Here is a 12,835-nt window from a genome sequence, read left to right as displayed (position 1 = left end):
ATGGCGCTTGAACCGTTTGCCACTTCCAAGGCACTGACCTTTGGCGTCGAACTGGAGCTGCAATTAGTCAGCCTGTCGGACTTCGACCTGACCGCCGCCAGCCCTGACCTGCTGCACCTGCTGGCGCAAAAGCCGTTCCCGGGCAATGTCACGCCCGAAATCGCCGAGAGCATGATCGAGATTAATTCGAGCGTGCATTCGAGCCACCTGCCGCTGCTGGCCGAACTGCTGGAAATCCGCGACATCCTGGTGGCGGCGGGCGACCGCCTCAATATCGGTTTGTGCGGGGGCGGCACGCATCCGTTCCAGCACTGGTCGGAGCAGAAAATCTACGCCAAGCAGCGCTTCCAGGAACTGTCGTCGCTGTACGGCTACCTGGCCAAGCAGTTCACCGTGTTCGGCCAGCACGTGCACATCGGCTGCGCCTCGGGCGACGATGCGATGTTCTTGCTGCACTCGCTGAACCGGTACATTCCGCACTTTATTGCGCTGTCGGCGTCGTCGCCGTTCGTGCAGGGGCACGACAGCCTGTTCGATTCGGCGCGCCTCAATTCCGTGTTTGCGTTTCCGATGAGCGGACGCGCGCCGTTCACATTGAGCTGGGACGAATTCGCGAATGTGTATTTCGCGAAGATGGAAGGCACCGGCATCATCAAGAGCATGAAGGATTTTTACTGGGATGTGCGGCCCAAGCCGGAGTACGGAACCATCGAGCTGCGCGTGTGCGACACGCCGCTGACGGTGGAACGGGCGGCGGCGCTGGCCGGATATCTGCAGGCCTTGTGCCGGCATCTGCTGGAGCGGCGCGAGGAGCCGCCGGTGGAGGATGACTACCTGGTGTATAACTTCAACCGCTTCCAGGCATGCCGGTTCGGGCTCGATGGGGCGATCACGCACCCCAAGACCTACGAAACCATGTCGCTGCGCGAGGATATTCTGACCACGCTGCGCAAGATGGAGCCGCATGGCGAGGCGTTGGGGAGCCTGGGCGCGCTGCGGCATTTGTCGACGGCGGCGCAGGAGGCCAGCGACGCGACGTATTTACGGCGGCAGTATGAGGAACAGGGGAGCGCGGAGGGGATGGTGAATGCGGCGATTCGGCGGTTCAGGGGCAAGCGTTAGACCCACGTCGTTCCCGCGCAGGCGGGAACCAAAGGCCGGCGCTCGGCCGACGACTACGGAACAAAGCCGACGGCTACGGAACAAAATTGGGTTCCCGCCTGCGCGGGAACGACATGGGCGGCTAGAGCCGTGTCTCGCGCGCAGCGCGCAAAAACTCATCCAGAATCGGCGTGCAATCGAGCAGGTCCTCCCCGCCGGCCCGGTGAAACTCCGGGTGCCACTGCAACCCCATCACAAAATTGGCGCGCTGATAGCGAATCGCTTCGATGATCCCGTCCGGGTCCGACATCGCCTCCACCAGGACATCGCGTCCCAGGTCCTTGACCGCCTGGTGGTGAATCGAATTGACCACGGGCCGGCGCACATCCGGGAACATGCGCCCGAGCGATGAGCCGGACGGAAAAATCACCTTGTGCCGGTGCGCGTCGTAATCGCTGTGCACGTGCGCGTGCGCCGCCGGCACGTTGGTCGCCACGTCCTGGTACAAGGTGCCCCCGAAGGCCACGTTGATCAGCTGGCACCCGCGGCAAATGCCCAGCACCGGCTTGCCGGCGTCGACGAATTCGTGCAGCAGCTCGAGTTCGTACACGTCGCGCGCGCGGTCGCCGCTCCACTCGGGGCGCGTCGGGCTCTCCGAATACGTCTGTGGCGACACGTCGGCGCCGCCCTGCAGCACCAGCCCATCCAGATGGCGCGCATAGTGGCGCAAGGTGATGTTACTCGGATGAAGAAGCCCGTTGGTATTGACCGTCGGGATCATAAACACCAGCACATCGCGCGACATGACCCATTGCGCGATCGACTCTTCCAGATACTGCAGATTCTTGCTGCGCAGTCCCGTCGACCCGGGCTCCGGATGAAAAATCCGCGCCGATACGCCGATGCGCAGGGTGCGGCGCATGAAATCGCGCCCGATCCGTTCGCGCAGATTGCGCCAGCGCGAGGCCAGCACGCGGCGCGCCAGTGCCAGCGGCGTATCGCTGTCCTTCTGGTAGCGCGGCAGCGCGTCGGCGCGGCGGTCGGGCACGCGCGGTGCATGAACGCCGCCATCCTTGTCCTGCTCGGACTGCGGAACAGGAACAGGATCAGGATCAGGAACAGCAATAGGTGGCAAGGGCTTGTCGGTATCGGGCATGCCTTAAATATAGCGCTCCCATGCAAGCGCACGATTCAAAGTTGTAACAAAATTGTGACCGCCGCGTCATCAGGGCGGCAGCGACAGCAGCTTTTTGAGCGCCCCCACCAGATGGCGGTCGGCCATCGGCTTGTCGAGCAGCCCGCGTACGCCGGCCGTGCGCGCACGCGCCGTGTCGTAGCCGGAGGCCTGGTTCACCAGCAGCACCACGGCGATGCGGTCGGCGCCTTCCTGCCGTTTGATCTCGCTGCACAGCGCATACGGATCGATGCCGGGGGTCGAGGTATTGATCATCACCACCGATACCGGCGTCTCCGCGCACAGGCGCACGGCCGCCGCCGCGCTCTCGGTCCACTCCACCGACACCTGGTGCGCCGACAGCAGCCGCGCCACATGGTCGCGCAGCGCGCCGCGCTTGTCGACGATTAGCACCCCGCCGTTGGGGGCGTGGCGCCGCATCTTCACGAAATCGGCCGGATCGGTGGTGTCGAGATCGAGGCGAATGCGGCGGCGCCGCTCGTGCACGGGCGGCGCCTCGGGCGCCAGCATGCCGGTGAGCGCGTCGACGCGTTTGCGCGCCATCTCGGTGAGCAGCTTGAACATCTGGAACATGTCCAGCGGACGCGCCAGCTGCGCGCAGGGAAACTCCATCCCGGCCGAGCCGATCACCAGAGCGGGACGGGTCAGGTCCGGCTGCCACGCCAGCAAGGCGGCCAGCGCGCTCAGATCGTCGCCATTGGCAATGACCAGGTCCGGTTCTTGCAAACTATCGCCAAGCAAGCAAGAATACGACGGCCCGTCGCGCGGGGGATGCGCCAGAGCCGTGCCCAGCTCGGCGCCCTCGCCGGAAGGAAAGCCCAACAGGCGAACACTGAGTAACTGCCTCTTTGATTGCATTTTTTCTAACTTATGGAATGTTTTTATACACACTTCTTGGTGTGCGTACAAATCTAACCACAATCGCCCGGGCTGGCAAGCACATTCATCCAAGTCAATTTATCTCCTTTTCCGTCCGACAAGATAGAATGCGCAGGCATCCGCATAAAGAACTTAGATATGGCCACCAAAAAACCTGCATCCGACTACAGCGAATCCTCCATCCGGGTCCTCAAGGGACTCGAACCCGTCAAACAGCGTCCGGGCATGTACACCCGCACGGAAAATCCGCTGCACATCATTCAGGAAGTGATCGACAACGCCTCCGATGAAGCGCTCGGCGGGCATTGCAAGAATATCGGCGTGACGGTCAATGTGGACGGCTCGATCACGGTCGAAGACGACGGCCGCGGCATTCCGGTCGGCCTGCACCCCGAAGAAAACGTGCCGACGGTGGAAATCGTCTTCACGCGCCTGCACGCGGGCGGCAAGTTCGACAAGGGTTCGGGCGGCGCCTACGCCTTCTCGGGCGGCCTGCACGGGGTCGGCGTATCGGTCACCAATGCGCTCTCCTCGCGCCTGGAAATCACGGTCTGGCGCAAGGAAGACAACGGCAACGGCCTGCACAAGATGGCCTTCGCCGACGGCGAAGTGATCGAGCCGCTGGCGTCGGTTCCCGCGCCGCGCGACGGCAAGAAGAGCGGCACCCGCGTGACCGCCTGGCCGAACCCCAAGTATTTCGACTCGCCCGCGATCTCGCAGGTCGAGCTGCAACGCCTGCTGCGCTCCAAGGCCGTGCTGCTGCCCGGCGTGACGGTCACGCTCACCCTCGCCAAAACCGGCGACGTGACGACCTGGAAGTACGACGAAGGCTTGCGCGGCTACCTCAATGAAATGCTGGCGCAAGGCACCAGCGGCGAGACCCTCATTCCCGTCTTCGAGGGCGCCCAGTACTCGAACGGCGAAACCGACGGCTTTGCCGAAGGCGAAGGCGCGGCATGGGTGGTGGCATGGACCGAAGAAGGCGCGGTCGTGCGCGAATCGTACGTCAACCTGATTCCCACCTCGAACGGCGGCACCCACGAATCGGGCTTGCGCGACGGCCTGTATGGGGCGGTCAAAAGTTTTGTGGAGATGCACTCGCTGCTGCCGAAAGGCGTGAAGCTGCTGCCGGAAGACGTGTTCGCGCGTGTGTCCTTCGTGCTGTCGGCCAAAGTGCTCGACCCGCAGTTCCAGGGCCAGATCAAGGAACGCCTCAACTCGCGCGACGCGGTGCGGCTGGTATCGACCTTCGCCAAGCCACCGCTCGAACTGTGGCTCAACCAGCACGTCGAATACGGCCGCAAGCTGGCCGAACTGGTGATCCGCCAGGCCCAGTCGCGCCTGCGTTCGCTGCAAAAAGTCGAAAAGAAAAAATCGTCCGGCGTCGCGGTGCTGCCAGGCAAGCTGACCGATTGCGAATCGAGCGACATCGCCCGCAACGAACTGTTCCTGGTCGAGGGCGACTCGGCGGGCGGCTCGGCCAAGATGGGGCGCGACAAGGAATTCCAGGCCATCCTGCCGCTGCGCGGCAAGGTGCTCAACTCCTGGGAAACCGACCGCGACCGCCTGTTCGCCAACAATGAAATCCACGACATCGCGGTGGCGATCGGGGTCGACCCGCACAGTGTCGGCGACACGCCCGATCTGTCGGGCCTGCGCTACGGCAAGATCTGCATCCTCTCGGATGCGGACGTGGACGGCTCGCACATCCAGGTACTGCTGCTGACATTGTTCTTCAAGCACTTCCCGGCCCTGTTCGCGCCCGGCCACATTTGCGTGGCGCGTCCGCCGCTGTACCGGGTCGACGCCCCGGCGCGCGGCAAGAAGCCGATCCAGAAGCTGTACGCGCTCGACGATGGCGAACTGGTGGCGATCCAGGACAAGCTGCTCAAAGAAGGCTTAAAGGAAGGCAGCTGGAGCATTTCGCGCTTCAAGGGCCTCGGTGAGATGAACGCGGAACAACTGTGGGAAACCACGATGAACCCGGACACGCGGCGCTTGCTGCCGGTATCGCTGGGCGACTTCAGCCACGTCGACGCGTCGGCGCGCTTCAACATGCTGATGGGCAAAGGCGAAGCCGCCGCCCGCCGCGCCTGGATCGAAGAGCACGGCAACGAAACCGAAGCCGACATCTGATTTGTTACAACACCGGGGTCTGACCTCTGATTAGAAATATTTCGAATCAGAGGTCAGACCCCGGTTTGCGGCTGCGCAAACGAAACGGACACTGAACCATGATTATCGGAATCGACCTCGGCACCACGAACAGTCTCGCGGCGGTGTGGCGCGACGGCAAGGCGCAGCTCATCCCGAACGCACTGGGCAGCTTTCTGACGCCTTCCTGCGTCGGCATGGATGATGACGGCACCGTGCTGACCGGCGAAGCGGCGCGCGCGCGCCTGCAAACCCATCCCCACATGACGGCGGCCATGTTCAAGCGCTACATGGGCAGCGAGCGCGAAACCCAGCTCGGGGCGCGCAAGTTCCGCCCCGAGGAGCTGTCGTCGATGGTGCTGCGCGCGCTCAAGGAAGACGCCGAAGTCTGGCTCGGCGAAAAGGTCGAGGAAGCCATCATCACCGTGCCCGCCTACTTCAGCGACGCCCAGCGCAAGGCGACCCGGGTGGCCGGCCAGCTGGCCGGGCTGCGCGTCGAGCGCCTGCTCAACGAGCCAACCGCCGCGGCGCTGGCCTACGGCATCCAGGATACCAAGCGCGAAACCAAATTCCTCGTCTTCGACCTGGGCGGCGGCACCTTCGACGTCTCCATCCTCGAACTGTTCGAGGGCGTGATGGAAGTGCGCGCGACCGCCGGCGACAATTTCCTCGGCGGCGAAGATTTTGTGACCGTCCTGGTGGACGCCTTCCTCTCGCGCAGCGGCATGGCCAAGGCCATGGACGGCACCGAGCTGACCGGCACCCAGCGCCAGCGCCTGCGCGCGGAAGCCGAACGCGCCAAGCGCGCCCTGTCGGACAGCTTGACGACGCGCATGGCCTACCAGTTGGGCGGCCAGGAATACAGCTGGGAGCTGACCGAGGACTTGTTCGTGCTGCTGTGCGACCACCTGGTCCAGCGCCTGCGCACCCCGGTCGAACGCGCACTGCGCGACGCCACCATCAAGGCCTCCGAACTCGATACGGTGGTGCTGGCCGGCGGCGCCACCCGCATGCCGCTGGTGCGCAAGCTGGCCGCGCGCATGTTCGGGCGCTTCCCGTCGATCAGTCTCGATCCCGATCAGGCGATCGCCCTCGGCGCTGCGGTGCAGGCGGGCCTGATGGCGCGCGATGCCGCCCTGTCCGAAGTAGTGATGACCGACGTGGCGCCCTACTCGCTCGGCATTTCGGTGGCGCGCGAAATCGGCCCGAACAAATACGAAGGCGGCCACTACCTGCCGATCATCGAGCGCAATTCGACGGTGCCGGTATCGCGCGTGGAAAATATCACCACCATCAACGACTACCAGAAGGAGCTGGTGGTGCACGTGTACCAGGGCGAGTCGCGCCGGGTGTCGGATAACGTTTTCCTCGGCAAGCTCAATTTCCCGATCGAGTCGAAGCGGGCCGGTGAAGTAAGTGCCGACGTGCGCTTCACCTACGATATCAGCGGCGTGCTCGAAGCGGAGATCACGGTGCTGCCGACCCAGGAAAAGCATACCCTGGTCATCACCGAGAACGCCGGCGTGATGACCCAGGCCGAAGTGGCAAAGCGTCTGGCCGAACTGAGCGAACTGAAAATCCACCCGCGCGACAAGATCGAAAACCGCACCCTGGTGGCGCAGGCCGACCGCCTTTACGAACAGTTGCTGGGCCACGAGCGCGAATACCTGGCGCAGCACATCGCGGCCTTCACGGCGGTACTGAACTCGCAGCAGCCATCGGCCATGCGGCGCGCGCACGAGACGCTGACCCAGGTCATGCGCGAGCTGGGCGGGAGTTCTTTCCTATGAACGTCTGGAGCGTGCTGGGAATGAAGGCCAGCCGCGACGAGCGCGCCATCAAGCGCGCCTACGCGGCCAAGCTGAAGGTGACCCGTCCGGAAGACGATCCGGTCGCCTTCCAGATGCTCAACGACGCCTACCAGGCCGCGCTGCAACTGGCGCGCCAGGCGCATGACATGGACTGGCCGGACGAGGAAGCGGCCCCGCGCGAGCAGGAACCGGAGCCGGAGTATGAGCCGCAGGTCTATATGGCGGCCTACGAATTCGACCCGGATGCGGCGCCGGCGCGCGAGGAAGCGCCGCAGGACGTACCCGTCTACACCGCCTTTTATGAATTCGATCCGTCGCTTCCGCAGCCCGAACCCGAGCAGTATCGCCTGCCGCCGCCCTTGCCAGTCCCCATTCCCGGGACCGGAACCGGGGCCGGACCCGAGTCGCCCGTGATGCAAGCGCGCCGCATCTGGGCCGCATTCCTGACGCGCGCGCACCAGAACACGCGCGAGCGGCTCGAACAGCTGTTCGCCGGCGAGGAGCTGCTCAATATCGAGGTGCGCGACTGCTTCGAGGAATGCGCGGTCCAGTACTGCGCCGGCGAAGGCTGCGAGGATGACTTCCGCGAAGCGATGGCCGGGCACTTCGGCTGGGCCGACGATGCCAGCTTCATGGGCCGCCAGATGCCCGACGAAACCGGCATGATGCTGGCACGCCTGCGCGCCCAGCGCTCGTACGCGCACTTTTGCCAGCTGGCCCTGGAGGACGAGGTGGTGCGGGCGCTGCTCGACGGCGACCCGCGCGGCGTGATCGGCAGGTATCCCGATGCCGCGTTCACGGAGCGTATGCGCGAACTGCTTGAACATGTCCACTGCTACCATGGCGAGATGCTCGACCTCCGGCTCGATGCCGATATCGTCGAACGATGGGAAGCCGTCGTCCACGGCAGGGGATGGTCGCGCTGAGCACCGCCTTTGCAGCGCGCGGGAGCAACCGTCGCGCCCCAAACAAACACACTCAATTTTCATAAGCACCTACGTACATGTCCTCACAATCGAATCTGTTTGATCCACCTCCACCGCCGCCGCCACCGGAAGACGGCGAGACGCTGACGCTGTCGACCTTCGCCGAGCGCGCCTATCTCGATTACGCCGTGTCAGTCGTCAAGGGCCGCGCCCTGCCCGACGTGTGCGACGGCCAGAAGCCGGTGCAGCGCCGCATTTTGTACCGCATGAATGAACTGGGACTGAGCGCGACCGCCAAGCCAAGCAAGTCGGCCGCCGTGGTCGGGGACGTCATGGGAAAACTGCACCCGCACGGCGACCAGTCGATCTACGACGCGCTGGTGCGCATGGCGCAGGACTTCTCGCTGCGCTATCCGCTGATCGACGGCCAGGGTAACTTCGGCTCGCGCGACGGCGACGGCGCGGCGGCGATGCGCTACACGGAAGCGCGCCTGACGCCCATCGGCAAGCTGCTGCTCGAAGAAATCGATGAAGGCACGGTCGACTTCCAGCCCAACTACGACGGCGAACACGCCGAACCGAAAGCCCTGCCGGCGCGCCTGCCGATGGTGCTGTTGAACGGCGCCTCCGGCATCGCGGTCGGCCTGGCCACCGAAATCGCCTCGCACAACCTGTCCGAAGTGGCACGCGCCACCGTGGCCATGATCCGCAATCCCAAGATCACCCACGCCGAACTGATGACGCTCATTCCGGGTCCGGATTTCCCGGGCGGCGGCCAGATCATCACGCCGCCGGCGCAGATCTCCGACATGTACGCCAGCGGACGCGGGTCGATGAAGGTGCGCGCGCGCTGGAAGATCGAAGAACTGGCGCGCGGCCAGTGGCAGGCGGTGGTGTCGGAACTGCCGCCGGGCGTATCGTCGCAGAAGGTGCTCGAAGAGATCGAGGAGCTGACCAATCCCAAGATCAAGCTGGGGAAAAAGGCGCTCTCGCCCGAGCAGCTGGCCCTCAAGCAGACTATTCTTGGCTCGCTCGATACGATTCGCGACGAGTCGGGCCGCATCGCCCCGGTGCGCCTGGTGTTCGAGCCGAAATCGAAGAACCAGGACCAGACCGAATTCATGCTGATGCTGCTGGCCCATACCTCGCTTGAGTCGTCCAGTTCGATCAATCTGGTGATGATCGGCGGCGACGGGCGGCCGCGCCAGAAGGGGCTGACCGAAATCCTGCAGGAGTGGATCGATTTCCGCTTCGTGACGGTGCGCCGCCGTACCGATTACAGGCTGGGCAAGGTCAACGACCGCATTCACATTCTCGAAGGACGCGAAGCGGTCCTGCTCAATATCGACAAGGTGATCCAGATCATCCGCAATTCGGACGAGCCGAAGGCCGCGCTGATCGCCGAATTCCGCCTCTCCGACATCCAGGCCGAAGACATCCTGGAACTGCGCCTGCGCCAGCTGGCGCGCCTGGAGACGATCAAGATCCAGCAGGCTTTGGCAGAGCTGCGCAAGGAAGAAGGCAGCCTGCGCGACATCCTCGACAACCCGTCGACGATGAAGCGCCTGATCATCCGCGAGATCGAAGGCGACGCCAAGCAGTTCGGCGACGCGCGCCGCACGCTGATCGAAGAAGCGCAGCGCGCCACCGCCGAGCAAAAGATCATCGACGAGCCGGTCACGGTGATCGTGTCCGAAAAAGGCTGGGTGCGTGCGCGTACCGGCGTGGGCCACGACGTGGCGCAGTTCACCTTCAAGGCGGGCGACTCGCTGTACGCGGCGTTCGAGTGCCGCACCACCGACACCCTGCTCGGCTTCGGCGACAACGGCAAGGTGTATTCGGTGCCGGTGGCGGCGCTGCCGGGGGCGCGCGGAGATGGCGTGCCGATTACCACGCTGGTCGACCTGTCGGGCGGCGCGCGCATCCTGCACTATTTCGCGGGCAGTGGACAGACCGTGCTCTTGATGGCGTCGAACGCAGGATACGGTTTCGCGGCCAAGGCGGGCGACATGGTCAGCCGCCTCAAGGGCGGCAAGTCCTTCATCACGCTTGACGAGGGCGCGCGGCCGCTGCCGCCGCGCGTGATTGCGGCCAATGCCAGCGCGGTGGCCTGCCTGACCGAAAAAGGCAAGCTGCTGGTGTTCGGGATGGATGAACTCAAGACGCTGACCAACGGCGGACGTGGCGTGACCCTGATCGAGCTGGAAGAGAAGGAAAAGCTGCTGGCGGTGCAGCCGATTTCGCAAAAAGGCGTCACCGTGCACGGGACCTGGGCGGGCGAGAAGCCGCGCGCGGTCGACTTGTCGGCGTCGGGCCTGGCGGTCCACTTCGGCAAGCGCGCACGCAAGGGCAAGGCGCTGGTGGCCAGAATCAAGGTGATTACGCTCACGCCGATCGGCTGATTCGCGGCGTTCCTGCCACCGGCAGGACCGCTTCGCGGGGGCGGCTGACAAAACAAAAACGGGGTAAGTGTTGCTTAACCGGGGCCTGACCCCGATTGAGCAATACTTACCCCGTTTTCACATCCATCACCCTGCAAGCAGGGCGAATAGATTAGTGCTTAGCAGCAGCTTTTTTCACGTCCGAAGCGGCTTCAACTTTAGCTTCGTGGGTTTTAGCAGCAGCGGTCGCTTTGTCGGCGCCAGCTTCCACAGCAGCTTTTTCAGCTTTTTCATCGGCCTTGATCATTTTTTTCTCGGCTTTCAGATTGGCTTTACCGACTTTTTTCTCGGCCTTGGCTTCGGCTTTCATTTTGTCTTCCGGATCAGCCTTGGCAACGTCGGTGCTCGCTTCAGCGTGCTCTTTCACTGCTTTCGAATGCGCTTTGGTTTTTTTCTCGGTAGCGTCGGCAGCTGCTTTGGTGGCTTTTTCGTCGGCTTTGGCGACTGCTTTGGCTTCCTTGGCTTCGGCTTTGGCGATGTCCTTGTTGGCGCTGGCTTCAGCTTTGACGACAGCTGGGGTAGCAGCTGGAGTTTGTGCGTAAACCGAAGTAGCGAACAGGCCGGCGATCAGGGTAACGAGTAATTTGTTCATGGTGTGTACCTTTAGAAGAATGGTTGGGGTTTCTTATCCGTGGACGTTTTGGACCGAAGTCCGTCGCCATCTATCGTTCTCAACTTTATATTTCGTCAAGGAACGGTTGTCAGAATATGTCTTGCGGGATAGTGGGTCTGTGCGCTAGCGCACGCTCTCCAGAGCTAACGAAAAGCAACTTACAACTAGGCGAACTGAGCATAAAAATGGCCGGATCGCCCGCCGTTGCAGGTGCTACGCCTATTTCCCCACCCTCTTCTTCGCATACAAATCGATGATGGTGGTGATGCCGTCGTTACAGACGTTACAGAATCTTTCACTTCGATCAAACATCAAACACTGCATTTCCGACCGGTAATAGCCGCTCGCCTCGTAATTGGCCCCCTCGAAGGCGCCCACGTCGTGCCGGTGCGCGGCCTTGGCGAACAGCGTATTGGTGTGCGTCAGGTCTTCGCGGAACAGCGCGCTCATCTCGGATTCGGGCCGGTTGGCGGCGCGCAGCGCGGCGCGCCGCTTCTGGTAGGCGCGCGCATATTCTTCGTACTGGGCCTTGGGCCAGGCGGTCGGCAGCGGCGTGCCGGCCTTGACGTGGCGCTGCCATTTCAGCTTGGCCGGATCGCGCAGCGCGGTCACATTCGGCTCCCACGGCTCCATCCGTCCGGCGCTCGACTGGTAAGCCACGGGCGAGGTGTAATACTCGTCGGCCAGGCCGGCAAAGTGGTGGCCGAATTCGTGCACGAACAGGTAATTGGCCCAGTCGTTGCCGGCCGCCGCGGTGCTGAACTGGCCAAAGATGCCACCGCCGCCGTAGGTGTCGTTATTGACCAGGATTTCGATGAACTCGTACGGCGCATGCTGGGCGATGTCGCGCAGCGCGCGGTTATCCAGGGTGAGCACGTAACGCTCGCTGCCGAAAATATCGTAGCGCGTGCCCAGCGCCGATGCACGGTGCACGCCGGTCGACGGGCGCGACACGCCGCTCTCACCGGTTGGCACCGCGATGGCCCACACATTGAAGTCGCCCGCGCGCTCCTTGAACGGCGAGACGGTGAACAGGTGATCGGCCAGGCGGCGCGCGTCGGCCTCGAATTTTTTCATCTCGGCAGCGGTGTAGCCGTCGCCCATGACCAGCAGGTCGACCTTGGCCGGCGATGCTCCGCTCACGCGGATCGGAATCGGCTTGGCCGGCGCGGGCGCCTGTTTGCGCACCACGTCCGGCGCGTCCGGGTCGACCTCGACGCTCCATGCGACCGAAAACTGATTGCGCTCGTCGCGCTTGAGCACCCGCACCTTCACCGGTTTGCCGAACGCGGGAAAGCGCACCGATTCCTGGAAGCCGCGGCTGATGCGATTGGCTTCCTCGGTGGTACGCCATTCGCCGAAAATGGTCGAGAAGCCGCGCGAATAGAGCAGGTCGCCGGTCTTGGCGTCGACCACTTCGACCATGTTCTGGCCACGGTTGGTGGTGTCGACGTTTTGCGACAGGTCCCCGGGCCACGGCAGCGGTTCGATCACCACCCGTTCCAGCGCGTACTGGTCGGACAGGGCATTGCCGCTGTGCTGATAGTCGACGCGGACGGTGGCGGGCGGCTGGGCGTGGGCCTGGGCCTGGGCGGCGGCGGCCAGCGCCAGCAGGCCGGCGACGCGGCGCATGAAACGGACGGGGGACAGCGGCATGGCGGTTTCCTTGCAAGCGTGGATCGTGCTGCATTGTAAACCCGCACTGTTGGGCGTTA

The 12,835-nt window shown here is 63.7% G+C and carries 9 protein-coding genes; 5 read left to right on the top strand and 4 right to left on the bottom strand.

The genetic code is table 11. From position 1 onward, the window contains the following. Entirely contained in the window at positions 1–1,122 is a 1,122-nt protein-coding gene (locus tag CR152_RS12260; protein WP_099875159.1) for a YbdK family carboxylate-amine ligase, read from the top strand. 121 nt (positions 1,123–1,243) lie between these two features. On the opposite strand, the gene CR152_RS12255 is transcribed toward CR152_RS12260, so the two are convergent. Then, the gene (locus tag CR152_RS12255; RefSeq protein WP_099875158.1) at positions 1,244–2,257 is read right to left on the bottom strand and encodes a gamma-glutamyl-gamma-aminobutyrate hydrolase family protein; all 1,014 of its coding nucleotides are present in this window, start codon (positions 2,255–2,257) and stop codon (positions 1,244–1,246) included. Between the two features lie 69 nt (positions 2,258–2,326). Beyond that, on the bottom strand, positions 2,327–3,022 hold the full coding sequence (locus CR152_RS12250; protein ID WP_229413360.1) for a response regulator: 696 nt from the start codon (positions 3,020–3,022) through the stop codon (positions 2,327–2,329). Positions 3,023–3,313: 291 nt separating this feature from the next. Between CR152_RS12250 and CR152_RS12245 the strand changes: the two genes are divergently transcribed. From CR152_RS12245 to parC, 4 genes are all read left to right on the top strand, one after another. Beyond that, positions 3,314–5,311 (top strand): DNA topoisomerase IV subunit B, encoded by a 1,998-nt coding sequence (locus tag CR152_RS12245; protein ID WP_099875156.1) that lies wholly within the window; start codon positions 3,314–3,316, stop codon positions 5,309–5,311. A 98-nt stretch (positions 5,312–5,409) separates the two neighbouring features. After that, positions 5,410–7,119 (top strand): molecular chaperone HscC, encoded by a 1,710-nt coding sequence (locus tag CR152_RS12240; protein ID WP_099875155.1) that lies wholly within the window; start codon positions 5,410–5,412, stop codon positions 7,117–7,119. Then, a complete protein-coding gene (locus CR152_RS12235) occupies positions 7,116–8,066 on the top strand; it encodes a hypothetical protein (RefSeq protein ID WP_099875154.1) in 951 nt (316 codons plus the stop codon). The genes CR152_RS12240 and CR152_RS12235 overlap by 4 nt, the downstream gene beginning before the upstream one ends. A gap of 77 nt (positions 8,067–8,143) precedes the next feature. Further along, positions 8,144–10,468: a DNA topoisomerase IV subunit A gene (gene parC / locus CR152_RS12230; RefSeq protein ID WP_099875153.1), complete on the top strand. Its 2,325-nt coding sequence runs from the start codon at positions 8,144–8,146 to the stop codon at positions 10,466–10,468. A 151-nt stretch (positions 10,469–10,619) separates the two neighbouring features. On the opposite strand, the gene CR152_RS12225 is transcribed toward parC, so the two are convergent. Then, complete coding sequence (locus CR152_RS12225; RefSeq protein WP_099875152.1) at positions 10,620–11,099, bottom strand: hypothetical protein; 480 nt, start codon at positions 11,097–11,099, stop codon at positions 10,620–10,622. 240 nt (positions 11,100–11,339) lie between these two features. Further along, on the bottom strand, positions 11,340–12,776 hold the full coding sequence (locus CR152_RS12220; RefSeq protein WP_229413359.1) for an IgA Peptidase M64: 1,437 nt from the start codon (positions 12,774–12,776) through the stop codon (positions 11,340–11,342). Positions 12,777–12,835 lie beyond the last annotated feature (59 nt).

Origin of the sequence: Massilia violaceinigra, assembly GCF_002752675.1 — a bacterium.
Lineage (GTDB): Bacteria > Pseudomonadota > Gammaproteobacteria > Burkholderiales > Burkholderiaceae_D > Telluria_A > Telluria_A violaceinigra.
Note: the sequence above shows the minus strand (reverse complement) of the source record. Positions and strands in the feature narration are given on the sequence as shown.

Bases quoted from the DNA above. Each gene is read 5' to 3' on its own strand.
- CR152_RS12240 (WP_099875155.1), top strand. From the start codon at position 5,410: ATGATTATCGGAATCGACCTCGGCACCACGAACAGTCTCGCGGCGGTG.
- CR152_RS12260 (WP_099875159.1), top strand. From the start codon at position 1: ATGGCGCTTGAACCGTTTGCCACTTCCAAGGCACTGACCTTTGGCGTC.
- CR152_RS12235 (WP_099875154.1), top strand. From the start codon at position 7,116: ATGAACGTCTGGAGCGTGCTGGGAATGAAGGCCAGCCGCGACGAGCGC.
- parC (WP_099875153.1), top strand. From the start codon at position 8,144: ATGTCCTCACAATCGAATCTGTTTGATCCACCTCCACCGCCGCCGCCA.
- CR152_RS12225 (WP_099875152.1), bottom strand. From the start codon at position 11,099: ATGAACAAATTACTCGTTACCCTGATCGCCGGCCTGTTCGCTACTTCG.
- CR152_RS12245 (WP_099875156.1), top strand. From the start codon at position 3,314: ATGGCCACCAAAAAACCTGCATCCGACTACAGCGAATCCTCCATCCGG.
- CR152_RS12255 (WP_099875158.1), bottom strand. From the start codon at position 2,257: ATGCCCGATACCGACAAGCCCTTGCCACCTATTGCTGTTCCTGATCCT.
- CR152_RS12220 (WP_229413359.1), bottom strand. From the start codon at position 12,776: ATGCCGCTGTCCCCCGTCCGTTTCATGCGCCGCGTCGCCGGCCTGCTG.